Raw genomic sequence first — 23,220 nt, 5'->3', positions numbered from 1 at the left:
CTCGTGAATGAATCGTTTCAAGTTTAGATCACGACGTTCGGCTTCGCAATCGGGAATGCGCTTTCCATCACAGTACACGCGCCTCACACCTCCCGGTAGTCGATACCGAGCAGCGAGGCCGCCGCGCGGTAATCGCCGGCACGATGGCCGACCGACAACGACCAGTGATGGCCGATCCCGGTCGCCGACCACTCATCGACCCACTCGCCCGGGTCGCGCCCGAAGTCGACCCGACTGGTCGTGTTCCCGATCTCGAGCAGCGGTCCCGGCACCACGGTGCCCTCGGACGCCACGAACGCGAGGCCGCCGTCGCGGTCCTGCCCGAGTCCGAGCAGCGTGACCGGCCCGGACTGCACGTCGAACTCGACCGAGACGCCCCAACCGCGCTTGCCGTGGTAGACGCCGAGCCCCCGCAGCAGCGGGTCGCGGGCCGACACCGCGAGGTGCGCCGGGCCGTCGTGGCCCATCTCGACCACGTTGTCTTCGAAGTTGAGCGCCTGGATCTCGCAGAACGACCCGCCCGCGCCGACGACCTGCGTCGCGAGCTGGGCGACCGTGGTGCGCAACTCGTACTCGCCCGTCGCGGGGATGCCCCTCGCCGTCAGGAGCGACGCACCGAGGATCATGCCCGCCCCAAGGCGTTCGTGCTGCTCGCCGTCGAGTCCGCGGTGGTAGTAGGCGAGCGAATCGAGATCGAAGTCCTCGACGAGGCGATCGAGTCCCACCGAGACGCGGGCGCCCCAGGCGAAGTCCTCGTCGTTGACCGTGTCGTCGAGCGTGAAGATCTCGCGGGCGAGGGACATCCGGTCGCTCGTCTCGGCGTCGGTGACCCGCTCGACGCGAACCCGCAGGTCATCGAACTCGAGCACCTCGACATGCGAGCCGAACGTGACGGGCAGCAGCGTGAGGTCGGTCGACACGTCGAGCATGCCCGGGTAGACGTGGCCCATGAGGCCGTGTCGCGCGTGGCGGAGCGCCGCGCGAACGTGCGCCGCATTGATCCAGCGCTCGATGCGCTGCCACGCCGACTCCTGGCGCAGCCAGCCCGAGACGCTGCGGAACGGGATACCGGCCCGCCGGAACACGTTGCCGACCTCGGGCACCGGGCACTGCCCGCAGTACGCCAGCCACTTGCCGGTGTCGAACGAGGCGTGGTCCATCTTCTCGGTCGGTTGCAGGTCGATCACGAGCACGGGCGTGTTCGCGCGTTGCGCGATCGGCAGCACCATCGACGACGTGAGGTAGGTCGTGAGGAACAACACGATGAGGTCGCAGTCGGCCTGCCGCAGCTGCTCGGCGGCGACCGAGCCCTCCTGCGCGTCGGAGATGAAGCCGACGTCGGTCACCTCGGCGTCCATGCCGCGGAATCGCTCCGACACGTAGCGTGCGGACTCCTGCAGCTGGGGCAGCAGGTCGGGGAACTGCGGCCAGTAGGTGCCGAGTCCGCCGGCGACCAGGCCGATGCGCGGTTTGCGCCGCGCCTTCGGCGGCAGCAGTCCGCTCACGTCGCGTGCGGGTGCGTCGGTCATGGGTCGTCACTCCTTCGTGAGCTTGGCGGGTCTGTCCACGGATTCGGCAGCTCCGCCGGTGTCCGCGGGTGGCGGGCGGTCCTGCGGAACTCCGAAACGGCGTACAGGCGGGTGCCTGAAGAGTGGGCGGATGCCGCAGCCGCGGCTCGCGGCATCCGCCCGGGTTCAGCGACTAGAAGTCGTAGTCGTCGATGTTGTCGGCGTTGAACACGGTGGGCGGACCGACGATGACGATGCCGCCCTCTTCGATCTCGCGCTCGCCGAGCTCGCCGGCCTCGAACGTGTCGCCGACCGCGCCGGTGATGTCGCCGTCAGCAAGGGCCTTGCCGGCGAACGCCGCCACATAGCCGAGCTGCGCCGGGTCCCACAGTGCGAACTCGGTGACGGTGCCGTCCTTCACGAACGGGCGCATCTCGTTGGGCAGACCGAGACCCGTGAGGGCCACCTTGCCCTTGTACTCCGACTCGGAGAGGTAACGCGCCGTCGCGGCGATGCCGACCGTCGTTGGCGAGATGATGCCCTTCAGGTTCGGATACGCCTGCATGAGGCCCTGGGCCTCCTGGAACGACTTCGTGTCGTCGTCGTCGCCGTAGACCTTCGCGACGAGCTCGATGTCGGCGTAGTCGGGGTTCGACGCGAGCTCCTCCTCCATGAACTTGATCCACTCGTTCTGGTTGGTGGCGTTCGCGGTGGCCGAGAGGATCGCGATCTCACCGGCGCCGCCGATCTGCTCGGCGATGAGTTCCACCTGGATGAGCGCGACCTCCTTCGCCACGACCTGGCTGATGAACACATCGCGGCAGTCGGGGTTCGCGTCGGAGTCGAAGGCGACGATCTTGGCCCCGCCGGTTCGCGCCTCCTCGAGCGCGGAGCAGACCGCGTCGGGGTCGTTCGCGGCGATGACGATGACGTTCGTGCCTGCCTGGGTCTCGGCGTTGATGAACGAGACCTGGCTCGACGCGCTCGCGTCGAGCGGACCGACGACCGCGCTCGACGCGAAGCCTGCCTCCTCAGCGCCTTCCTCGCCGCCGCCGAGCACCACGTCGGTGTACGGGTTGTTGAGCTGCTTCGGGATGAACGTAATCGTCTGGTCGCCCTCGGCGCCCGAGCCTTCGCCGGACTCCGAGCCCCCGCCGGCGGCGCAACCCGTGGCGATGAGGGCGATGGTCGCCGCGCTTGCGGCGATGGTCGCGATCCGGCGGGCGCGTGTGGCCCGACCGGTGCGAGTGCGGAACAACTCCATTGTCTCTTCCTTCCTTCATGCGCCAGGTGCTAGGCGCTGACCGACCCCGAGGGCTGAGCCTGGGGGAGTTCGCGGCGCACACGGCGATCGTGGCGTCGGCGTTTCACGGCATCGAAGATGCTCGGTGCGACGACCGAGGCGATCAGCAGCGTGCCGGTGACGATGATGAGCACGACATCGGAGACGCGTCCGAGTCGCAGCGCATAGTTGATCGTGCCGATGAGGAGGACACCGGCGACGACGCCCGGGATCGAGCCCTTGCCGCCGAAGATGGACACGCCGCCGAGGAGCACTGCCGCGATCACCGCGAGCTCGAGCCCGCTCGCGTTGTCGGACCGGGCGCTCGAGTAGCGGAGCGTCCAGAAGATGCCGGCGAGGGCCGACACGCCACCGGATGCGACGTAGAGCCAGAACTTCGATCGGGCAACGTGGATGCCCACGAACCTCGCCGCCTCGGTGCTGAACCCGAGGGCGTAGAGGCCGCGCCCGAATGGGGTGAAGTGCAGGATCACACCGAAGACGGCCACGATGAGCACCACGCCGATCATGACGGTGGGGATTCCGGTCGCGCCGATCTTCGATGTGAAGAACCCCGTGAGCTCGGGCGGGAAGTTCGCGACGGCGTTGTCGCCGATGACGACGAGCGCGAGCCCGCGGAACAGCGCCAGGGTGCCGATCGTCACCGCCAGCGACGGAAGCCCGAAGACGGCGACGAGGAAGCCGTTGAACATGCCGGCGAGAACGCCGATCACCAGTCCGAGGACGAGCACGATTCCGATGTCCCACCCGGCCTGCCAGAGCACGCCCATGAGGGCGCTCGTGAGTCCCGCTATCGACGCGACCGACAGGTCGATCTCGCCCGTGATGATGATGAGGGTCATCGGCATCGCGATGAGCAGCACCGGGATCACGTCGAGCAGGAGGAAGCCGACGGTCACGGGCGACGCGAAGCGGGGGATCGAGATCATCGCGATGATGATCGTCGCGATGAGCAGGTAGATCATGATCGCGTCGCGCCCGAGCAGGATGCGGGCCCAGCCGGTGCGGCCGCGCGGCTCGTCGCGGAGCGTCTTCGTCGTGTCGGCCGAGACGGTCGACGTCGCGGTGGGCTCCACCGTCTCCGTGCTTCGGGGGTCAGACATCGCGTGCCTCGCTCATTCGGAGTCGGCGAGCGGTTCGGATGCTCGCGACGCGGTCGATGATGATCGCGGCGAGGATGAGCACGCCCACGATCGCCTGCTGCCAGAACTTGTCGACCCGCAGCGCGGTGAGCGCGCTCGTGATCGTCGTGAGGAGGAGGGCGCCGATCGCGGCGCCGACCACCGAGCCGCTGCCGCCGAAGATCGCGACGCCGCCGACGACCGCCGCAGCGACGACGTCGAGCTCGAGGCCCGTTCCCGTCGTCGCGCCCACGGAATTGAAGCGGGAAGCGTAGAGCACGCCCGCGAGGCCTGCGAGCAGCCCGTTCACGGCGAAGGCGATGAAGACGCGGCGGCCGACCGGGATGCCGAAGAGGGTCGCGGCGTCGGGATCGGATCCGATCGCGTAGAGGTCGCGACCCGCTCGCGTGCCCGCCATGACGATCGCGACGATGACGACCACGAGGACGGCGAGCAGCGTGATGATCGGGAAACCGAGGATCGTGTCGACCGACAGCGCGCCGAACTCATCCGGGCGGTCGCCAGCGAAGTACTGCGTGCCGCCGGCCCACGCATTGTTGAGGCCGCGGTAGATGTACAGCGTGCCGAGCGTGATGACGAGCGCCGGCACGCGGGCGAGGGTCACGAGGAGGCCGTTGATCGCGCCGAGGATCGCGCCGAAGGCGAGCCCGACCGCGAAGACCGCGATGATCGGGATGCCGGGCACGTTCGCGAAGAGCGAACCGGTGCCGAATGCGACCAGGCCGAGGATCGATCCCACTGACAGGTCGACGTTGCGTGTGATGATCACGATCGCCTGGCCGACGGCGAGGATGATGATGATCGTCGCGTTGAGCAGCAGGTCCTTCGTGCCCTGCGGCGAGAGGAAGAGCGGGTTGGCCGCGTACGTGATGAGCACAAGCAGGATGAGCGCGAGCGCGACCGGGAACTCGCGCAGGCGCAGCACCGCGGCGAGGCGCGAGCCGCCCACTCGGGACTTCCGGGGCGGGGGAGTCGGCGCCGGCGTGGGCGTCGACGTGACGGTGTCGGTCATGCGCTGTGCTCCCGTGAGGCGGTCGCCGCGTGCATCACGGCTTCAGGTGTGGCATCCGCTCGATCGAGCTGGGCGGTGATACGGCCTTCGTGCATGACGAGGACCCGGTCGGCCATGCCGAGCACCTCGGGAAGCTCTGACGAGATCATCAGGATCGCGATGCCGCGCCCCGCGAGGTCGGAGAGGAGTCGGTGCACCTCGGCCTTCGTACCCACGTCGATGCCGCGGGTGGGCTCGTCGACGATGAGGAGCTTCGGCTCGGTGGCGAGCCACTTGGCGAGGACGACCTTCTGCTGGTTGCCCCCCGACAGTGTGGCGACCGTGTACTCCTGCGAGCCCGTCTTCACCTGGAGGCGCTTCGTCCACTCCGCGGCGACGGCGCGTTCGCGGGCGCCGTTGATGAGGCCGAACCGCGCGAGCGAGTTGCGCAAGGTCAGCGTCGCGTTCCGGGCAACCGAGAGGTCCATGACGAGCCCCTGCTTGCGCCGGTCCTCGGGGACGAACCCGATGCCGGCGTCGATGGCGGCCTGTGGATCACGCGGACGTAGCGGTCGGCCGAGCAGCTCGACGCTCCCCCGGTCGTAGCCGTCGATGCCGAACACCGCCCGCGCGACCTCGGTACGGCCGGCGCCGACGAGTCCGGCGAGGGCGACGATCTCGCCGGAGCGCACCTCGAAGTCGATGTCGCTGAACACGCCCGCACTCGAGAGCCCTTCGACCGTGAGCACGGCGTCGCCGATCTCGGCCTCGACCTTGGGGAAGAGCTGTGCGATGTCGCGGCCGACCATCTCGCGCACGATGACCGGGGTCGTGACGGCGGCGGTGTCGTGGGTGCCGATGTAGCGGCCGTCGCGCATCACGGTGATGCGGTCGGTGAGCGCGAAGATCTCGTCGAAGCGGTGCGAGATGAACAGGATCCCGGCGCCGCCATCGCGGAGCCCGCGGGCCACGGCGAAGAGGCGGTCGACCTCGACCCCCGAGAGCGCCGCGGTCGGCTCGTCCATCACGACCACCTTCGCGTCGAGTGAGATCGCCTTCGCGATCTCGATGATCTGCTGATCGGCGATCGAGAGGCCCTCGGCGATGCGGTCGGGATCGATCGGCACTCCGAGCCGCTCGAACAGCGAGCGCGCCTCGGTGCGCATGCGTGCGCGGCTGATCAGGCCGCTTCGCCCTTTCGGCTGGCGCCCGATGAAGATGTTCTCGGCGACCGTGAGGTCGGGGAAGAGCGTCGGCTCCTGGTAGATGACCGAGATGCCGGCGGCCTTGCTGTCGGCGACCGTACGGAAGGCGACCGGCTGCCCGTCGACGGTGAACTCCCCGGCATCCGGGTGGTAGAGGCCGGCGAGGATCTTCACGAGGGTCGACTTGCCCGCGCCGTTCTCACCCACGAGGGCGTGGATCTCGCCTGCACGAAGCTCGATCGTGCCATCGGCCAGGGCGACCACGGGACCGAAGGTCTTCGCGGCGTGGCGCAGGGCGAGCACGGTCGGCGGTGGTGTGCCGACGTCGGTGGTCGGTTCTGGCGACATCGGTAGCACGCACCTCCGCGTTGAGGAATGAATCGTTTCAGTAACCCGATGCTAGGGCTATCGGCCGCTGGCGTCAACCTCTGTCCGATCTCGTTATTGATTCGATTCATTTTGGGCGCACGATGCGCAATACTGTGTGAACGAGCCGGGTTGCGTCTCATCGGCATGTGCGGGCGGCGATCGACGAGGGGATCCGATGGCAGTGAGCGTGCGGGACGTCGCGGCCGCGGCATCCGTGTCGGTGGGCACGGTCTCGAACGTGCTGAACCGTCCCGACAAGGTCGCCCCCGCCACGGTGGAGCGGGTGATCGCCGCGATCGCGGAGCTCGGCTTCGTGCGCAACGACGCGGCGCGGCAGCTGCGCGCCGGCCGGAGCCGATCCATCGGGCTCGTCGTGCTCGACGTGCGCAACCCGTTCTTCACGGATGTCGCCCGCGGCGCGGAGGATCGCGCGGCGGAGGACGGCATGACCATCCTGCTCGGCAACAGCGACGAGAACGCCGACCGCGAGGGCTCGTACCTCGACCTGTTCGAGGAGCAGCGGGTGCACGGCGTGCTCATCTCACCGCTCGCCGACGACCTGCCGCGCCTGGCCCGGCTCCGCGCACGCGGCACGCCGGTGGTGCTCGTCGACCGCGAGGCCGCCGACCGCAGCTACTCGTCGGTGGCCGTCGACGACGTCGTCGGCGGCGAGCTCGCCGTGCGCCACCTCGCCGAGACCGGGCGTCGCCGTATCGCGTTCGTCGGCGGTCCGTCGAGCATCCGCCAGGTCGCCGACCGGCTGGAGGGCGCGCGTCGCGCGGTCGCGGCGACGCCGGGGATGACCCTCGAGGTCATCGAGACCGATTCGCTGACCGTGCTGCAGGGTCGCGCGGCGGGCGAGGCGATCCGGGAGCGCCGGCCCGCCGAACGCCCGGATGCGGTGTTCGCGGCGAACGACCTGCTCGCCATGGGCGTGCTGCAGGCGCTGATGATGCAGGGCTCGGTGCGCGTCCCCGACGAGGTCGCACTCATCGGCTACGACGACATCGACTTCGCCTCGGCCGCGGTGGTGCCGCTCTCGTCGATCCGCCAGCCGGCGTCGCTCATCGGCTACACCGCGGTCGACCTGCTCCTGAAGGAGGCCGAGCGCGGTGAGGAGTTCGAGCGGCAGCAGGTGGTGTTCCAGCCCGAGCTGGTCGTGCGCGCCTCGACCGGGGGCTGACGGCACCGCTCGCACGCGGTCAGCGCGTCGTCCGCTCCGGCGCCGGCGGCGTGCCGCGTGCGTGCGTGCGGGGGTGCGCCGACGCGGGCCGCGATGCGGCCACGTCGCGGTGCGGTGCGGCGACGTCGGGATGCGGCGCCGCGCGGTCGCGTGGGTGCGACCGTGGCACCGGGATCGGCGAGGTGAGCGCGACCTCCTCGGAGAAGTCGGCCGGCACGAGCCGTGCGTTCGGCACCGACGGCACGAGCTCCCCGTGGTCCCGGAGCTCGCGGGGCGGGGAGCCCTGGTCGCGCACCACCCGCACGGGTCGCGTGGGGATGACCGCGATCGCGGCCGTCGGGGCGTCCGCGAATCGCACGACGGGCCGCCAGCGGGCCCGCGGATGCCGCGCGAGGTGCATTCCCCGCGCGAAGACGAGCCAGCCGAGGCCGATGAGCGCGGCCGCACCCGCCGCGACCGCGGCCACGCCGAGCGCCCAGCGAGGACCCCACGTGTCGGCGACGGCGCCGACGATCGGGGCGCCGATGGGCGTGCCGCCGACGAGGATCGCCATGTAGAGCGCCATCACGCGGCCGCGCAGCTCGGGATCGGTCGTGGTCTGCACGTACCCGTTCGCGGTGGTGAGGATCGACACCGCGCCGAATCCGATGAGGATGGTCGAGGCCGCGAAGGCCCAGTACGTCGGCATGAATGCGGCGATGAGCACGGCGACGCCGAAGAAGGCCGAGGCGAGGATGATGACCCGCATGCGCGCCCGCTCGCGTCGCGCCGCGAGGAGCGCGCCGGTGAGCGAGCCGATCGCGAGGATCGAGTTGAGCACGCCGTACTCGCCGGCGCCGCGCCCGAACTCGACCGCCATGGTCGAGGAGAAGATCGGGAAGTTCATGCCGAACGCGCCGATGAGGAAGACGATCACGAACACGATCACGAGGTCGGGACGCCGCGCGACGTAGCGGAAGCCCGCCACGAACTGGCTGCCGGAGCCGGTCGCCCGCGGCATCCGGTGCACCGTCATGCCGCGCAGCATCGCGAGCGCGACGAGCACGGCCACGAAGGTGAACGCGTTGATGACGAAGACCCAGCCCGAACCGACGAGCGCGATGAGGAATCCCGCGACGGCCGGGCCGATCATGCGTGCGGCGTTGAAGGACGCCGAGTTGAGCGCGACCGCGTTCGACATGTTCGACCCCGACACGAGGTCGGCGACGAACGTCTGGCGCGCGGGCGTGTCGACCGCGTTCACGAGGCCGAGGGCCAGCGCGAAGCCGTAGAGGTGCCAGAGCTCGGCGTGGCCGAGGATGAGCAGCAGCCCGAGCGCGAGGCCGAGCACCATGAGGCAGCTCTGCGTGACCATGAGGATCCTGCGGCGTTCGAACCGGTCGGCGATGAGGCCCGTGATCGGCACGAGGAGGAGCTGCGGCGCGAACTGCAGCGCCATGGTGATGCCGACGGCGAGGGCGTCGGTGTCGGTGAGCTCGGTGAGCACCACCCAGTTCTGGGCGGTGGCCTGCATCCACGCTCCGATGTTGGAGACGAGGGCGCCGATGAACCAGATGCGATAGTCGCGGCTGGCGAGGGAGCGGAACATCGCACTCACTGGGTCGCGAGCCCTCCCATCAGCTCGGCGGCTCGGGCCAGCGCGGCGCGGTCGTCCTTGGACAGCTCGCGGAGGCGCGTGGTGAGCCAGGCGTCGCGCTGGGAGATCGTGGCCTTCACGACGTCGCGGCCCGAAGCGGTGAGGGTGATGTTCGCCTTGCGGCGGTCGAGGTCGTCGGCGACGCGCTCGATGTAGCCCGACTCCTCGAGGCAGTTGACGGTGCGGTTCATCGACGGGGCGGACACGCGCTCCTGTTCGGCCAGCTCGGTGAGCGTCAGCGCGTCGTGCCGGTAGAGCACGCCGAGCACCGCGAACTGGGCGTCGGAGAGGCCCTGGTCGGCCTTCTGCGCGCGGAGCCGCCGGGACAGCCGGAACGTCGCCATGCGGAGCTCAGCGCTCTGTTCTGCGATGGTGGCCATGGATAGTTAGCCTAGCTCATTAGCCTTGCTAAGGACACTCGGTTCCCCGCGACCGGCCGTCCGGCGCCTCCCGGCGCGTGCCCCCTTCATTGGGGGACTTGTCGCGCGCGGTTGCCCGCCATAACCTGAGGATTCCTCGTAGTCGCGGGACGTGCAACCCGAGAATCTGCGCTCGCCGGTGCGACTGCGCGGAGGGGAGTGCCACCCGACGCTCCTCACGTTCCGGGCATCGGCATGCCCGGCGTTCCAAGGGGGAACCATGCGGAAACTCCTCGCAACCTTCGCGCTGACGGGGCTGCTGGTCGGCGCCTCGGCCATGGGGGCCGCGGCAGCGCCGCTCCCAGACGGCTGTACCAAGGACCGGGGCACGGTGACGTGCGCGACGTTCGAAGGTCCCGGGAAGAACCAGGCCGGCGTCGGCTCCACCTCGACGGTGGAGACGAAGGGCAACACGACGAACACGAGTCCGGAGCCCCAGGATCTCGAGGACGAGTGCACCGTGAACCCGCCCAACAGCCAGGGCGCGCCGAACTCCTGCTAGCCGCAGCGAGTGGAACGAAGCCCCCAGCCCTCGGGATGGCCCGAGCCTGGGGGCTTCTCCGTGCCACGGATGCGCCGCGCGTCGCGTGTCGGAAACATCCCGGTAACCGACTACTGGAAGCCTTCCGACATGGGAACGCTCTTCGACGGGTACGCCACGACGCGGTCGGGGCGGAAGCGGAAGCGCGCCGCCCGCCCGTGGGACGAGATGTTCCCCGCCGAGCCCGGCACCGTGCGCGAGCCGTACCGCGAGCTCTACCCGGCGCTCGCGCGGATGTCGCAGGACGAGCTCCGCGGCCGCACCGACGCACTGGCGAGCTCGTACCTCGCACAGGGCGTCACCTTCGACTTCGCGGGCGAGGAGCGACCGTTCCCGCTCGACGCCGTGCCGCGCGTCATCGCGGCCTCCGACTGGAGCATCGTCGAGGCGGGCGTCGCGCAGCGGGTGCGCGCGCTCGAGCGGTTCCTCGCCGACGTCTACGGCCCGCAGCACGCGATCCGCGACGGGGTGATCCCAGCGGCGCTGATCAGCTCCTCGACCCACTACCACCGGCAGGCCGCCGGCATCGTGGGTGCGAACGGCGTGCGCGTGCACGTCTCCGGCATCGACGTGATCCGCGACGAGCTCGGCGCCTGGCGGGTGCTCGAGGACAACGTGCGCGTGCCGAGCGGCGTGAGCTACGTCATCTCCAACCGCCGGGTCATGGCGCAGACCCTGCCCGAGCTGTTCACGTCGATGCGGGTGCGGCCGGTCGGCGACTACCCGAACCGCCTGCTCCAGGCGCTGCGTGCGAGCGCGCCCGAGGGCGTCGACGATCCGACGGTCGTCGTGCTGACGCCGGGCGTCTACAACTCCGCGTACTACGAGCACACCCTGCTCGCGCGACTCATGGGCGTCGAGCTCGTCGAGGGCCGCGACCTGTTCTGCTCCGGCGGCCGCGTGTGGATGCGCACGACCGCCGGTCCCACTCGCGTCGACGTGATCTACCGTCGCGTCGACGACGAGTTCCTCGATCCGCAGCAGTTCCGGCCGGACTCGGTGCTCGGCGCCCCCGGGCTGATGCTCGCCGCGCGACTCGGTCACGTGACGATCGCGAACGCGGTCGGCAACGGCGTCGCCGACGACAAGCTCGTCTACACCTACGTGCCCGACCTCATCCGGTACTTCCTCGGCGAGGAGCCGATCCTTCCCAACGTCGACACGTGGCGACTCGAGGAGCCCGCCGCGCTCGCCGAGGTGCTCGACCGGCTCGACGAGCTGGTGGTCAAGCCCGTCGACGGCTCGGGCGGCAAGGGCCTGGTCGTCGGGCCGGATGCCTCGCGCACCGAGCTCGCCGAGCTCCGCCTCCGCCTGCTCGCCGACCCGCGCGGCTGGATCGCGCAGCCGGTGGTGCAGTTGTCGACGATCCCGACACTCGTCGAGGACGGCATGCGCCCGCGCCATGCCGACCTCCGGCCGTTCGCGGTGAACGACGGGAACGACGTGTGGGTGCTGCCGGGCGGGCTCACGCGGGTCGCGCTTCCCGAGGGCCAGCTCGTGGTGAACTCCAGCCAGGGCGGCGGATCGAAGGACACGTGGGTGCTCGACGGCGGCACGATCACCGGGCCGATCCCCGGCATCGCCCCGGCTGCCCGCGCCCGTGTCGGCGCGGTCGTCGCCGACCAGGCCAGCGCCCCCGCGACCGCGTCCACGCCGGTCGTCGAAGCCGAGCAGGCCGCACCGCACCGCAGCCACCGACCGGATGCGTCGCCGCAGGACGAGGATGCGCCGGCGCGCCAGCAGCAACAGCAACAGCAGCAGCAGCGGACGCCGCGGCATCCGCTCGACGATGGGGGAGGCGCCCCATGCTGAGCCGCATCGCCGAGTCGCTGTTCTGGATCGGCCGCTACATCGAGCGCAGCGACGGCACCGCGCGGATCCTCGACGTGCACCTGCAGCTGCTGCTGGAGGACCCGTGGATCGACGAGGACACCGCCTGCCGCTCGCTGCTGTCGGTCATGGGCAGCGAGGCGAACGACGACGTGGCCCTCGGCCGCGACGACGTGATCGCGCTGCTCGCCGTCGACCGCACGCATCCCGCGTCGATCGCGCACTCGATCGCGTCGGCGCGCGAGAACGCCCGCCGCGCCCGGGAGATCGTCTCAACCGAGCTGTGGGAGGCGCTCAACCAGACGAACGCACGGATGCCGCGGCGCGTCGCCTCCGACAAGACGCACGAGTTCTTTCGCTGGGTGCGCGATCGCTCCGCCCTCGCGATCGGCGTCGTGGACTCGGCGACGAGCCGCGACGAGGCGTGGCACTTCTTCTCGCTCGGACGCGCGATCGAGCGTGCCGACATGACCGCGCGCCTGCTCGCCACGCGATCGCTCACCGAGGCGAGCGGCCCGAGCTGGACCACGATCCTGCGCAGCTGCGGCGGCTACGAGGCCTACCTGCGCAGCTACCGCGGCGTGCCGTCCAGCCAGTCGGCGGCCGAGTTCCTGCTGCTGGACCGGCTGTTCCCGCGCTCGATCATCTCGAGCGTCATCCGGGCCGAGGAGTCGCTGCGCGAGATCGACCCGCGAGCCGGCCGCGTCGGCGTGACCGACCAGGCCCGCCGGCTGCTCGGCCAGATCCGCTCCGAGCTCGAGTACCGCCCGATCGCCGACATCCTCGTCGACCTCTCGGGGCACATGGAGCACGTGCAGGGGGTCACGTCCTCGGCGAGCGAGGCGATCCGCCAGCGGTACTTCCCCGCCAGCGTGGCGCCGGTCTGGATCGGGGAGGTCTCGTGAGCCGCATCCGGATCGTGCACCGCACGGGCTTCACCTACGAGCAGCCGGCCACCGCGTCGTACAACGAGGCGCGCATGCTGCCGCATTCGGGCGGCGAGCAGTTCGTGCTGCAGGCCGGCCTCGACATCCGCCCGGGCGCGACGCAGCACTCGTACCTCGACTACTGGGGCACGCGCGTGTCGACCTTCGAGGTGCTCACGCCGCACCGCGAGCTCTCGGTGACGGCGACGAGCCTCGTCGAGGTGCGTCCGGGGCCCGTGCCGCGCACCGAGCTCGACTGGGCCGAACTGGCCGAGGCCGCGCTGGGCACGGTGACCCTCGTCGAGGCCTCCACGCTGTCGGCGGCGACCACGCCGCCGCCCGAGGTCGCCGCGCTGGCCGGCGAGATCGCGGCGGAGGGCGCGCCCGTGAGCGAGACCGCCCTCGAGATCTGCCGTGCGGTGGGCTCGTCGATGGAGTACATGCGCGGCGTCACGGGCGTGCACTCCACCGCCGCGGAGGCGTGGGCCGAGCGCAAGGGGGTCTGCCAGGACATCGCGCACGTGGCGCTGGGCGCGCTGCGCTCGGTCGGCATCCCGGCACGCTACGTCTCGGGCTACCTGCACCCCGACGCCGGCGCGGCGATCGGCCGGACGGTCATCGGCGAGTCGCACGCGTGGGTCGAGTGGTACGCGGGGGAGTGGCGGGGCTACGACCCCACCAACCTCGCCGAGGTCGGCGAGCTGCACGTGCTCGTGGGCCGCGGCCGCGACTACAGCGACGTGCCGCCGCTGCGCGGCGTCTACGCGGGCCCCAGCTCGTCGGCGCTGTTCGTGACCGTGGAGATCACGCGCGTCGCGTGAGCACTCCCCCGACACGGGTCGGAGCCCGCGTGGCATGCACGCGGGCTCCGGTGTCGCCTCATCCGCTCAGTCGCAGGTGAACCTCGCATCGCCCCAGACGCCGTGGGCGCCGTTGATGCTGCCGGGCGCCTCGACGATCAGGTCGACGTACTGCACCCCGGTCAGGTCGACGTCCACCGACTCGGGCGCGAACCCCGGCGTGAACGTGCGGGACTGGTAGCGGTTGGCCCCGTCGGCGTCGACCTTGAAGATCACGTTGCCGCCGAAGCCGGCCTCGAGGCCGACCTGCGCCGTGAACGCCGAGCACGCGCCGCCCACGTAGTACGTGATCTTCGACTGGGCGTGCACGCCGAGCCCCTTCGCGTACACCGGCGACTGCCCGGTGGCGGGGTCGGTGTAGTTGATCTTCAGCGGCAGGTCGGGCGAGTTGGCGGCGTCCTTGTTCGCCACGTTCCTGCCGATCACCCCCCAGCCGTTCGTCGCGCTGAGCCAGCTCAGCTCCGACGCCCACGCCGACGCGGTCGGTGCCGGCGGCAGCGGCTGGTCGACGACCTGCCAGTCGAAGATCTTCAGGCGGCTCTCGTTGGGCAGCACGATCGACGCGAGCTCCTTCGACGGGTTCAGGCGTACGAGGTTGGAGTACACCTGGTAGCCGTACGTCGGGTACTCGTACACGTTCGGGTTGGTCGCGCTGTTGCGCCCGAGTGACTTCACCGCGACCGTCGCACCCCCGAGTCCGGATGCCTGCGGCAGCCAGTTCGGGAAGAACACGTTCTGCTTCGAGACCGTGCCGTCGGTGTAGGTGAGCGTGAGCTCGGGGTTCACTCCGCCGCCGGATGCCGCGGACGCGAGGATCGCGAGGTGCGTGCCCTGTCCGCTCACCGCGATGGTCTGGCCGGCGGGCGCCACCGAGTTCGGCGTGCCCACCGGTTCGGGCCAGGTGTACGCGATGGCCGCGTCTCCCGTGCCCACCGTGACCGTGCTGCCCGGCGTCACGCCCGCGGTCGCGAGCGCCGCGGCCGAGAACGAGGCGCCGCCGCCGTCGAAGTTGCCGGCCCTCGCGGTCGCGAGGTCGGTGATGGACACGGCGTTGTAGGCACCGGCCAGCGACCCGTACGCGACGTAGAGCTGGTTGGCGCCCGACACCGTGCGCGGCTGCTGCTGCGAGGTGTAGGCCGCCGTGACGGTGACCGTCTGCAGGTCGGCTGCCGCGGCATCCGTCACCTCGAAGGTGAACTCGGCCGTGGCCTCGCCATCCTTCTTGACGGTGCCGGCCCGGTCGCCCGTCGACGAGACCAGCGTCCAGCCCTCGGGCGCCGTCGGCGTGAGCACCACGTCGTCCTTCGCCTTCGTGCCCGTGTTGCGGAACGTCGCCGTCACGGTGGTCTGCTCCCCCTGGAACACCCGGTCGGCGAGTTCGACGGCGACGGATGCCGCGGCGGCATCCGCCTCCTGACCGCCCACGCCGCTCGTGGCGGTGAGCGTGAGCCGCGCGGAGTCCCCCGACTCGATCGCGCCCGTGGCGATCAGCACGACGCCCCCGGCCCGGTCGGCCTCGTACGTCCAGCCGGGGCCGTCGTCGAGCGCTGCGGCGTCGTCGACCCGCGGGAGGGTCCTGCTGCCGAGCTTCACGACGTCGGGCTCCGAGCCGGTGTGCGCCTCGACGCGGTACGGGCGGGCGTCGACCTTGCCGTCGTACGCGCCCTCGCGCTCGCCGAGGTCGATCCTCACCGTGCCGGTCTTGCCGGCCTTCGGTGCGTCGACCGTGAAGCGCTGCGTGCTCGACTCGCCATCGGCGTGGGCGCGGGTCACCTCGTCGTCCTCGTAGAGGTCGAACGTCGACTCGCCCTGCGGGTAGGTCACCAGCGTGATGGGCGCGTCCTCGGGCACGAGCGACGCGTTGCGCGCCACGACGCCCTCGGGGATCACCGCACCGGCTCGCACGAAGATCGGCAGCCGGTCGAGCGGCGCCGGGTGCCCGTCGAGCACCGTGCCGCCCTCGTGCAGCGCACCGGTCCAGTAGTCGACCCACTGGTCGCCCGCGGGCAGGTAGATGCCGTTCCGCACGTCGGAGTCGGTGAACACCGGCGCGACGAGGAAGTCGTCGCCGAGCAGGAACTCGTTGTTCGCTTCGACGCTGTAGGCGCCGGGGTCGGTCGGGTACTCGAGCGCGATCGAGCGCATCATGGGCACGCCGGTGCGGTGCGACTCGTGGGCGAGCGTGTAGATGTAGGGCATCAGCCGCTGCCGGAGCTGCAGGTAGTCCCGGTTGATGGCGGTCGCCTCGTCGCCGTACATCCACGGCCGCTTGTCGGTCGGGGCCCAGCCGCTCATCGAGTAGAGCGCCGGTGCGAACGCCTTCCACTGCAGGTCGCGCACGTAGCTCTCGGCCGATCCGCCGAAGATGCCGTCGACGTCGCCCGTCGTGAACGCGAGGCCCGAGTTGCCCGCACCCGTGAGCGCCGGCACCTGCCAGCGCACCGCGTCGAGGTTGCCGGTGTGGTCGCCGGTCCACTGCATGCCGCACCGCTGGGAGCCCGCCCAGCCCTCCACCATGAGCGACGTGCCGCGCGCGTCGGAGTACTGCTCGATGCCGCCGTGCGCGGCCTCGCAGCCGGTGAGCGCCTGGCGGTAGCCGGAGCCGACCCACGCGACGTCGAGCTTGCGCAGGCGCACGCCGGCCTCGCCGACCTCGAACTCCTGGTTCGTGAGCGAGCGCTGCGTCCAGAGGCCGACCTTGAGGTCGGTCTGGTCCTCGATCGAGGACACCGTCTCGGGCAGCTGCTGGTACTCGCATCCGTAGCCGTCGTTCACGAGCATCCAGCCGGCCGGCATGTCGTGCTCGACGAACTGCTTCGCGATGTTCAGGGCCTGCGGGGTGCGCTGCTTCGTGTTCTGCGGGTCGCCGTAGCCCGACGAGCTGTAGCCCGGGTTCGAGCGGTTGTAGCAGTCGGCGTCGCCGTACTCGAGGGCGTAGACGGGCGGCATCATCGGCCGGCCCGTGAGCTGCGTGTACGACTCGAGCGACGCCTTGTAGTCGCCCACGAAGTAGTACGCGTCGAAGCGGCGCTCCTCATGTGTGGTCGTGTGCCCTGCGAAGTCGTAGCTGCCGCGGGCGAATGTGTTGCGGAGCACTCCGTAGCCGTTGGACGACATGTAGTACGGCACCGCGTTGGGGTAGCCGTCGTCGTCCCAGTCGAAGTTGCGCGCGATGTTGATCGTCGCGCCCGTGTGCACCGACCGGCCGTTCTGCATGCCGCCGCCGATGAACTGCTCGCCGTCGACCGCTGCGAGGTGCTGGGTGGCCGAGGAGGTGCCGAAGGTGATGGGCGCCGACTCCGACCAGATGACGGAGCCGTCGGCGCGCGTCGCGGAGGACCGCCCGGTCGCGCGATCGATCGTCACGGTCACGTCGGCGGTGGCGATGGTGATCGGGTCGCCGTCGGCCACCGTCACGTCGGCGCCGTCGAAGCTCTCGTCGCCGACCACGATGTCGGCGGTGCGCGCCGGGTCGCCCTGCGGGGTGTTCGCCGGGTCGGTGAAGCTGCCGCTGGGGTCGGCCTCGAGGCGGAACGTGCGCGCATCGAGGAAGCTCACCCGGATGGCGCCCTGCTCGGCCGTGAGGGTGACGCTCGAGCCGTCCTGCTCGACCGCCGAGACGGCGCCCAGGGGCGCGCCCGCCGGGTCGACGGGAACCTCGGGAGTGACGGCCTTGGGCGCGATCGGGGTGGTCGCCGGCGTCGCCGCGGAGGTCGAGGCGGTTCCGGATGCCGCAGCGGCGGCGTTCGCGGTCGCGCTCGTCTCGGCATCCGTCGTCATCCGCGTCGCGGCCAGGGCGGGGGAGACGCCCGCGGTCGCGAGGAGGCCCGCGGCGACGAGCGCGCAGACGCCGGCCAGCGCCGTTCTGCGGCGCCTTCCGTGGCGTGGTGTTCGGTGGAGGATCATCGTTGCTCGCTTTCACCAGAATGATTGATAGTGATTTGAAGGGCGCAGGAACGCTCATATAAGATCAGCTCTGTTTCACTCCGGTCAAGAGATCCGGCGGATTTCGATGACGTTTTCGCGTGGAGTCGGCGTGTCGCCCGTCGAGCGTCCCCACGCCCTCCGGCGTGCCGCCGATCGGCGAGCGCACCCGCCTCCGGCCGCCCGCGAGCCGGAGGACGTTCCGTGCTCGCTCGGCCGCTCCGTGCTGCCACAATGGCGGCATGCCCACGTTCACCGACGCGCACGGGATCCGCATCCACTACGAGGCGTGGCGCGTGCCCGAGCCGACGGCGGTGGTGCAGCTCGCGCACGGGATCGGCGAGCACCTGGGTCGCTACGCCGAGCTCGTCGCCGCACTGAACGAGGCGGGCTACTCCGTCTGGGCCGACGACCACCGCGGTCATGGCCGCACGGGCGTCGAGCAGCACGGCGGCGACCTCGACCGGCTGGGGCGGCCCGGGCCCGGCGGCATGCGCGCGGCCATCGCCGGTGTCAAGCGATTCGGCGAGGTCATCCGCGAGACGGAGGGCGACGACGTTCCGCTCGTCATCCTCGGCCACTCGTGGGGGTCGTTCATGACGCAGCACATCGTCAACCGGCATCCCGACCGCTACGACGCCGTCGTACTCTCGGGCACGGCGTGGCTGCAGCTCGGATACACGAACATCGGCGATCTCAACAAGCGGTTCGCGCGCCCCGGCGGTACCGCGGTCGAATGGCTCAGCCGCGATCCCGCCGTGGCCGAGGCCTGGGTGGCTGACCCGCACACGACCGACCGCACGCTGCAGCAGCTGTTCGGCTGGCCGCAGTCGTTCTCGCTCATGACCCGGCCGTCGAAGCGCATCCCGGCCGAGCTGCCGCTGCTCATCCTCGTCGGCTCCGACGACCCGGTGGCCGGCGAGCGGAGCGCCAGGGCGCTGCTCAAGGACTACATCCGACGCGCGCGCCTCGTCGACGCGACGCTCATCGTCTACGAGGGCGCCCGGCACGAGGTGTTCAACGAGATCAATCGCGACGAGGTGCGCGCCGACCTGATCCGCTGGCTCGACGAGCGGTTCGCCACCGACTGATGCTGCGCACGCGGCATCCGATCGCACGCGGATGCCGCCGCCCGACCCCTTGACACGGCCGCGCCGGAGGGCGAGTCTGGTACTCGGATCGCTCGTGAGAGCGCTCTCACCTCGACACCGCCGTCGACCACGGTCGACGCCGACCACCGGAGGAACCGATGCAGCTTCCATCCCTCGCGAGACGGACGGCACTCGCCGCCGCGGCCGCCCTCGCACTGTCCATGCTGGCCGCGACGCCCGCACAGGCCGCGAACGACGTGCTCTCGCCCGACGCCGAACTGTGGACCAACCCCTCGAGCACCACGCTGGAGGCGGCTACCGCGCTCAGCGGCGACGCCCGCGCCGATGCGCTGCTGCTCGGCTCGTTCCCGAGTGCCACCTGGATCAACGGCGGCACCCCGAACGAGGCGAAGCGCGACGTGAAGCGCGCCGTGTCCGGTGCGCACGCCGCCGACGAGGTGCCCGTGCTCGTCGCCTACAACCTGCCGTTCCGCGACTGCGCGCAGTACTCCGCAGGCGGAGCGACGTCCGCCGCAGAGTACACGGCCTGGATCGACGGGTTCGCGAAGGGCATCGGCAACAAGGACGCGGTCGTCATCCTCGAGCCAGACGGCCTCGGCATCATCCCCTGGTACACGACGATCAACGGGCAGCTCGAGTGGTGCCAGCCGGCCGAGGCCGACGCGGCGACCGCGGCGTCCGAGCGCTTCGCCATGCTGAACCATGCCGTGGACGCCTTCGCCGCGCTGCCGAACACCGCCGTCTACCTCGACGGCACGCACTCCGCGTGGCTCGGCGTCGGGGACATCAGCGATCGGCTCATCAAGGCCGGCGTCGAGCGGGCCGACGGATTCTTCCTCAACGTCTCCAACTACGAGACCACCGAGCGCCAGCAGAAGTTCGGCACCTGGATCTCCGACTGCATCAACCTGTCGGTCGCCTCATGGTGGCAGCCGGAATGGTGTGCGAGCCAGTACTACCCGGCGAACCCGGCCGACTTCTCGACCTGGGGACTCACGGATGCCGCCTACGACCAGGCCTACGCCGACACGGGCGTCACCCGGGATCCCGCGACGCAGGCGCACTTCGTGGTCGACACGAGCCGCAACGGGGTGGGCCCGTGGACGCCGACCACGGTGTACCCCGACCCGCAGGTGTGGTGCAACCCGCCCGACCGCGGGCTCGGGCTGCGTCCGACCACCGACACGGGCGACGAGCTCATCGACGCCTACCTCTGGGTGAAGGTGCCCGGCGAGTCCGACGGCGAGTGCCTGCGCGGCACGGACGGCCCCGAGGATCCCGAGCGCGGCATGGTCGACCCGGCCGCGGGCCAGTGGTTCGTCGAGATGGCCGACGAGCTGATCGACAACGCCGTGCCGGCGGTCACTCCGTAGCAGAGGTCGGGCGGCCCGCCAACCGAGGTCGGGCCGCCCGCCACGGCGGTCAGGTCGCCCGCCACGGCGGCACGTCGAACCCGAGCAGGCGGATGCGAGGGTGGTGCATGGCCTGCGATTCCGTCGCCCACGGGTAGACGATCGTCGTCAGGTTGCAGTTGCCGAGCACCGGCAGCAGGTCGCGGTAGCCGTCGGGATCCATGCCCGCCAGCTCCGAGAAGAGCAGCCGGATGAGCGTGGCGTGCCCGACGATGAGCACCCGGCCCTCGGGGAACTCGGCGACCAGGTCGTCGAGCGCCGGGAGGGCGCGCGCGATGCCGTCGCGTCCGCGCTCCCCGGCCGGGAGGGGATTGCTGGCCGGCGCGCGGGTGAACGCCGTCCATTCGTCGGGGAACCGCTCGGCGATCTCCTCGGGCGTGAGCCCCTCGGCGGCGCCGAAGTCGATCTCGACGAGACGCTCGTCGATCCGGAGATCCAGGCCGGTCGTCTCGACGGCGGGTGCGGCCGACCGGCGCGCGCGGCTGAGCGGCGAGGCGATGATCGCGTCGAGGCGCGCATCGGCCGCCCATGCTCCCAACGCGGCAGCCTGCCCGAGACCCCGCCGCGTGAGGCCGACATCCGAGTTGCCGGCGTATCGATGCTCCGCGTGCCAGACCGTCTCGCCGTGTCGCGCGAGGAAGAACGTCGTCATCCGAGCACCCCCGATCCCTGATCCGATCGTAGGCGGTCGGCCTCCCGGCGCGCCCCGAGCGGCCCCGGAGGCGGCGCAGCCGAGGTGTGTCCCGGGGCGTGCCGGCCACGCCCTGCTCGCGACCATAGGCTGTACCCCATGCACGGTGAGTACAAGGTTCCCGGCGGCAAGCTCGTGGTCGTCGACTTCGACGTGGTCGACGGCGTCATCCGTCACCCGCGCGTGGCGGGCGACTTCTTCCTCGAGCCCGACGAGGCGCTCGCCGACATCGACGCGGCCCTCGAGGGGCTTCCCGCGGCATCCGACGCCAAGCAGATCGCCGCGGCGATCACGGCGGGGCTGCGCGACGGCGCCGTCATGCTCGGGTTCTCGGCCGAGGCGGTCGCCGTCGCGGTGCGCCGGGCGCTGACGGACGCCACGAGCTGGTCGAACTACGAGTGGGAGGTCGTGCACGACGCCGCCGTGCCACCGCGCCTGCACCTCGCGCTCGACGAGGTGCTCGCCACCCGCGTGGGCGAGGGGCGCCGTAAGCCGACGTTGCGGTTCTGGGAGTGGGACGAGTCGGCCGTCGTGATCGGCAGCTTCCAGTCGGTGAAGAACGAGGTGGACCCCGAGGGCGCCGAGCGGTACGGGTTCGACGTCGTCCGGCGCATCTCGGGCGGCGGGGCGATGATGATGGAGCGCGGCAACGTCGTGACCTACTCGCTGTACGTGCCCTCGGAGCTCGTGCAGGGCATGAGCTTCGCCGACTCGTACGCGTTCCTCGACGACTGGGTGCTGCAGGGCCTGCGCGGCATCGGCATCGAGGCGACCTACCAGCCGCTCAACGATATCGCGAGCCCGCTCGGCAAGATCGGCGGTGCCGCGCAGAAGCGGCTGGGCTCGGGCGGGGTGCTGCACCACGTGACCATGGCGTACGACCTCGACAACGAGAAGATGCTCGAGGTGCTGCGCATCGGCCGCGAGAAGATCAGTGACAAGGGCATCGCCTCGGCGGCCAAGCGCGTCGACCCGCTGCGGTCGCAGACCGGGCTCAGCCGGTCGGCGATCATCGAGAGCCTGAAGCGGACGTTCACCGACCTCTACGGCGCGACGCCGGGATCCGTCACGCCCGACGAACTCGCCGAGGCCGAGGAGCTCGTCGAGGCGAAATTCGCGACCCGGGAGTGGCTCTACCGCGTGCCCTGACCGCGCCGGAGCAAGCGCGCCGAAGGGGGCGTCCGCCCGACGGTGAGGAGCACTCATCCTCGCCCGGTAGAATCGCCGGGTGGATTGGTGGATCTGGGTCGGCATCGCCGCGCTCGTCGTCGCCCTCGTGTGGGTCGCCGTGGCGCGGGGCTGGATCGACCTCTCCGACAAGACCCGTCGTGGCGGGGGCGGTGGCGGCGTCATGATGATCGGCGACGAGGTGTTCGCCCCGCGCAAGCACGAGGCGCAGGTCGAGCTCGATCGCCAGAGCCGCCTGCCCGCTCCCGCGCCCCTACCGGGCGACGGTGACAAGGGCATCGCGTTCGCGGCCGAGGAGGCCGACGACGACGACCCCGATCGCTTCCGCGGGCGCATCCGCCTCGACATCGATCGCCGCTAGACACCGTTCGGGCCGGGGCCCGAGCCGAGCGCTCAGCCCGCGACGGCCGACGCGATGGTGCGGCCCCACGCCTGCGCCCGCGACTCCTCGCCGTCGGCGAGCGGGCCGGAGTAGCCGTGCACGCCGAACGTCTCGGCCTTCGCCACGGGCTGGAATCCGAGGGCGACCAGCCTCTTGAGCGCCTTCTTCGCCGCCGACCCCGGCAGGCGGGGCGAGACCGTCCGCGTGTCGAACGTCGCCACCCGCATGTGCCGGCCCGGAGCGGCCAGTCCTTCGATCCACTCGCGGATACCGCGGACCGGGATCCGCTCGGCACCCTGCTGTCGCGCCGACTCGCGGGTCGTCGCCGTCGACATCGAGAACGCGTGGGTCGGGCCGCCGACGACGAGCAGGTCGAGGTCGTCGGGAACGACGGGCGATGCGGCATCCGCGTCGACCACCTCGACATCGCCACCGACGCCCGCCGCGATCGCGCGGGCGATCGCCTCGGTGTTGCCCCAGATGGATTCCACGACGATGAGCGTGCGCATGTCGACCACCTCCGATCGGCAACCTACGCCTCCGTCGTCCGGTCCGGTAGTCGCCGCCGGTGGCGCGCATCCGCCACGGGCATGCATCC

Annotated in this window: 19 protein-coding genes; 9 read left to right on the top strand and 10 right to left on the bottom strand. The window is 70.9% G+C overall.

Annotated features, from left to right (window positions below):
* Window positions 1–83: 83 nt before the first annotated feature.
* The 5 genes from EV187_RS06145 to EV187_RS06125 form a co-directional block, all read right to left on the bottom strand.
* Complete coding sequence (locus EV187_RS06145; RefSeq protein ID WP_130352056.1) at window positions 84–1,529, bottom strand: L-fucose/L-arabinose isomerase family protein; 1,446 nt, start codon at window positions 1,527–1,529, stop codon at window positions 84–86.
* 172 nt (window positions 1,530–1,701) lie between these two features.
* Window positions 1,702–2,772, bottom strand: a complete 1,071-nt coding sequence (rhaS, locus tag EV187_RS06140; RefSeq protein ID WP_130352055.1) for a rhamnose ABC transporter substrate-binding protein — start codon at window positions 2,770–2,772, stop codon at window positions 1,702–1,704.
* Between the two features lie 29 nt (window positions 2,773–2,801).
* Window positions 2,802–3,914, bottom strand: a complete 1,113-nt coding sequence (locus EV187_RS06135; protein ID WP_130352054.1) for an ABC transporter permease — start codon at window positions 3,912–3,914, stop codon at window positions 2,802–2,804.
* A complete protein-coding gene (locus EV187_RS06130) occupies window positions 3,907–4,965 on the bottom strand; it encodes an ABC transporter permease (protein WP_130352053.1) in 1,059 nt (352 codons plus the stop codon). The genes EV187_RS06135 and EV187_RS06130 overlap by 8 nt, the downstream gene beginning before the upstream one ends.
* Window positions 4,962–6,497 (bottom strand): sugar ABC transporter ATP-binding protein, encoded by a 1,536-nt coding sequence (locus tag EV187_RS06125; RefSeq protein WP_130352052.1) that lies wholly within the window; start codon window positions 6,495–6,497, stop codon window positions 4,962–4,964. Before EV187_RS06125 ends, EV187_RS06130 begins: the two co-directional genes overlap by 4 nt.
* Window positions 6,498–6,693: 196 nt before the next feature.
* Here EV187_RS06125 and EV187_RS06120 point away from each other — a divergent pair, with 196 nt between their 5' ends.
* Window positions 6,694–7,701: a LacI family DNA-binding transcriptional regulator gene (locus EV187_RS06120; RefSeq protein WP_130352051.1), complete on the top strand. Its 1,008-nt coding sequence runs from the start codon at window positions 6,694–6,696 to the stop codon at window positions 7,699–7,701.
* A gap of 19 nt (window positions 7,702–7,720) precedes the next feature.
* On the opposite strand, the gene EV187_RS06115 is transcribed toward EV187_RS06120, so the two are convergent.
* Window positions 7,721–9,289, bottom strand: coding sequence for an MFS transporter (locus EV187_RS06115; RefSeq protein ID WP_130352050.1), 1,569 nt, complete (start codon window positions 9,287–9,289; stop codon window positions 7,721–7,723).
* 5 nt (window positions 9,290–9,294) lie between these two features.
* Window positions 9,295–9,717 (bottom strand): MarR family winged helix-turn-helix transcriptional regulator, encoded by a 423-nt coding sequence (locus EV187_RS06110; RefSeq protein ID WP_130352049.1) that lies wholly within the window; start codon window positions 9,715–9,717, stop codon window positions 9,295–9,297.
* Window positions 9,718–9,976: 259 nt separating this feature from the next.
* Here EV187_RS06110 and EV187_RS06105 point away from each other — a divergent pair, with 259 nt between their 5' ends.
* The 4 genes from EV187_RS06105 (at window position 9,977) to EV187_RS06090 (ending at window position 13,874) form a co-directional block, all read left to right on the top strand.
* Complete coding sequence (locus EV187_RS06105; protein WP_130352048.1) at window positions 9,977–10,258, top strand: hypothetical protein; 282 nt, start codon at window positions 9,977–9,979, stop codon at window positions 10,256–10,258.
* A gap of 129 nt (window positions 10,259–10,387) precedes the next feature.
* Window positions 10,388–12,109, top strand: coding sequence for a circularly permuted type 2 ATP-grasp protein (locus tag EV187_RS06100; protein ID WP_130352047.1), 1,722 nt, complete (start codon window positions 10,388–10,390; stop codon window positions 12,107–12,109).
* On the top strand, window positions 12,103–13,032 hold the full coding sequence (locus EV187_RS06095) for an alpha-E domain-containing protein (RefSeq protein WP_130352046.1): 930 nt from the start codon (window positions 12,103–12,105) through the stop codon (window positions 13,030–13,032). The genes EV187_RS06100 and EV187_RS06095 overlap by 7 nt, the downstream gene beginning before the upstream one ends.
* Complete coding sequence (locus EV187_RS06090) at window positions 13,029–13,874, top strand: transglutaminase family protein (protein ID WP_130352045.1); 846 nt, start codon at window positions 13,029–13,031, stop codon at window positions 13,872–13,874. The genes EV187_RS06095 and EV187_RS06090 overlap by 4 nt, the downstream gene beginning before the upstream one ends.
* Before the next feature lie 66 nt (window positions 13,875–13,940).
* Here the strand turns inward: EV187_RS06090 and EV187_RS06085 are convergent, their stop codons facing one another.
* On the bottom strand, window positions 13,941–17,819 hold the full coding sequence (locus EV187_RS06085) for an NPCBM/NEW2 domain-containing protein (protein ID WP_242609455.1): 3,879 nt from the start codon (window positions 17,817–17,819) through the stop codon (window positions 13,941–13,943).
* A 260-nt stretch (window positions 17,820–18,079) separates the two neighbouring features.
* Here EV187_RS06085 and EV187_RS06080 point away from each other — a divergent pair, with 260 nt between their 5' ends.
* Together EV187_RS06080 and EV187_RS06075 are read left to right on the top strand one after the other, a co-directional pair.
* Window positions 18,080–18,928 (top strand): alpha/beta fold hydrolase, encoded by an 849-nt coding sequence (locus EV187_RS06080; protein ID WP_130352044.1) that lies wholly within the window; start codon window positions 18,080–18,082, stop codon window positions 18,926–18,928.
* A 158-nt stretch (window positions 18,929–19,086) separates the two neighbouring features.
* A complete protein-coding gene (locus EV187_RS06075; RefSeq protein ID WP_130352043.1) occupies window positions 19,087–20,322 on the top strand; it encodes a glycoside hydrolase family 6 protein in 1,236 nt (411 codons plus the stop codon).
* 49 nt (window positions 20,323–20,371) lie between these two features.
* On the opposite strand, the gene EV187_RS06070 is transcribed toward EV187_RS06075, so the two are convergent.
* Complete coding sequence (locus EV187_RS06070; protein WP_130352042.1) at window positions 20,372–21,013, bottom strand: histidine phosphatase family protein; 642 nt, start codon at window positions 21,011–21,013, stop codon at window positions 20,372–20,374.
* A 138-nt stretch (window positions 21,014–21,151) separates the two neighbouring features.
* Here EV187_RS06070 and lplAB point away from each other — a divergent pair, with 138 nt between their 5' ends.
* Window positions 21,152–22,201, top strand: a complete 1,050-nt coding sequence (lplAB, locus tag EV187_RS06065) for a lipoate-protein ligase LplAB (RefSeq protein WP_130352041.1) — start codon at window positions 21,152–21,154, stop codon at window positions 22,199–22,201.
* A 79-nt stretch (window positions 22,202–22,280) separates the two neighbouring features.
* Window positions 22,281–22,601 carry a hypothetical protein gene (locus tag EV187_RS06060; protein ID WP_130352040.1) on the top strand — a complete coding sequence of 107 codons (321 nt, stop codon included), beginning with the start codon at window positions 22,281–22,283 and terminating at the stop codon, window positions 22,599–22,601.
* Window positions 22,602–22,633: 32 nt separating this feature from the next.
* Here the strand turns inward: EV187_RS06060 and EV187_RS06055 are convergent, their stop codons facing one another.
* Window positions 22,634–23,131: a flavodoxin family protein gene (locus EV187_RS06055; protein WP_130352039.1), complete on the bottom strand. Its 498-nt coding sequence runs from the start codon at window positions 23,129–23,131 to the stop codon at window positions 22,634–22,636.
* Window positions 23,132–23,220 lie beyond the last annotated feature (89 nt).

The sequence above is a fragment of the Agromyces ramosus genome (assembly GCF_004216665.1).
Lineage (GTDB): Bacteria > Actinomycetota > Actinomycetes > Actinomycetales > Microbacteriaceae > Agromyces > Agromyces ramosus.
Note: the sequence above shows the minus strand (reverse complement) of the source record. Positions and strands in the feature narration are given on the sequence as shown.

What these genes read in the sequence shown, in the direction of transcription:
- EV187_RS06075 (WP_130352043.1), top strand. Translation starts at nt 19,087, where the DNA reads ATGCAGCTTCCATCCCTCGCGAGACGGACGGCACTCGCCGCCGCGGCC.
- EV187_RS06055 (WP_130352039.1), bottom strand. Translation starts at nt 23,131, where the DNA reads ATGCGCACGCTCATCGTCGTGGAATCCATCTGGGGCAACACCGAGGCG.
- EV187_RS06120 (WP_130352051.1), top strand. Translation starts at nt 6,694, where the DNA reads ATGGCAGTGAGCGTGCGGGACGTCGCGGCCGCGGCATCCGTGTCGGTG.
- EV187_RS06095 (WP_130352046.1), top strand. Translation starts at nt 12,103, where the DNA reads ATGCTGAGCCGCATCGCCGAGTCGCTGTTCTGGATCGGCCGCTACATC.
- EV187_RS06070 (WP_130352042.1), bottom strand. Translation starts at nt 21,013, where the DNA reads ATGACGACGTTCTTCCTCGCGCGACACGGCGAGACGGTCTGGCACGCG.
- EV187_RS06125 (WP_130352052.1), bottom strand. Translation starts at nt 6,497, where the DNA reads ATGTCGCCAGAACCGACCACCGACGTCGGCACACCACCGCCGACCGTG.
- EV187_RS06115 (WP_130352050.1), bottom strand. Translation starts at nt 9,289, where the DNA reads ATGTTCCGCTCCCTCGCCAGCCGCGACTATCGCATCTGGTTCATCGGC.
- EV187_RS06130 (WP_130352053.1), bottom strand. Translation starts at nt 4,965, where the DNA reads ATGACCGACACCGTCACGTCGACGCCCACGCCGGCGCCGACTCCCCCG.
- EV187_RS06080 (WP_130352044.1), top strand. Translation starts at nt 18,080, where the DNA reads ATGCCCACGTTCACCGACGCGCACGGGATCCGCATCCACTACGAGGCG.
- lplAB (WP_130352041.1), top strand. Translation starts at nt 21,152, where the DNA reads ATGCACGGTGAGTACAAGGTTCCCGGCGGCAAGCTCGTGGTCGTCGAC.
- EV187_RS06085 (WP_242609455.1), bottom strand. Translation starts at nt 17,819, where the DNA reads ATGATCCTCCACCGAACACCACGCCACGGAAGGCGCCGCAGAACGGCG.
- rhaS (WP_130352055.1), bottom strand. Translation starts at nt 2,772, where the DNA reads ATGGAGTTGTTCCGCACTCGCACCGGTCGGGCCACACGCGCCCGCCGG.
- EV187_RS06110 (WP_130352049.1), bottom strand. Translation starts at nt 9,717, where the DNA reads ATGGCCACCATCGCAGAACAGAGCGCTGAGCTCCGCATGGCGACGTTC.
- EV187_RS06100 (WP_130352047.1), top strand. Translation starts at nt 10,388, where the DNA reads ATGGGAACGCTCTTCGACGGGTACGCCACGACGCGGTCGGGGCGGAAG.
- EV187_RS06145 (WP_130352056.1), bottom strand. Translation starts at nt 1,529, where the DNA reads ATGACCGACGCACCCGCACGCGACGTGAGCGGACTGCTGCCGCCGAAG.
- EV187_RS06105 (WP_130352048.1), top strand. Translation starts at nt 9,977, where the DNA reads ATGCGGAAACTCCTCGCAACCTTCGCGCTGACGGGGCTGCTGGTCGGC.
- EV187_RS06135 (WP_130352054.1), bottom strand. Translation starts at nt 3,914, where the DNA reads ATGTCTGACCCCCGAAGCACGGAGACGGTGGAGCCCACCGCGACGTCG.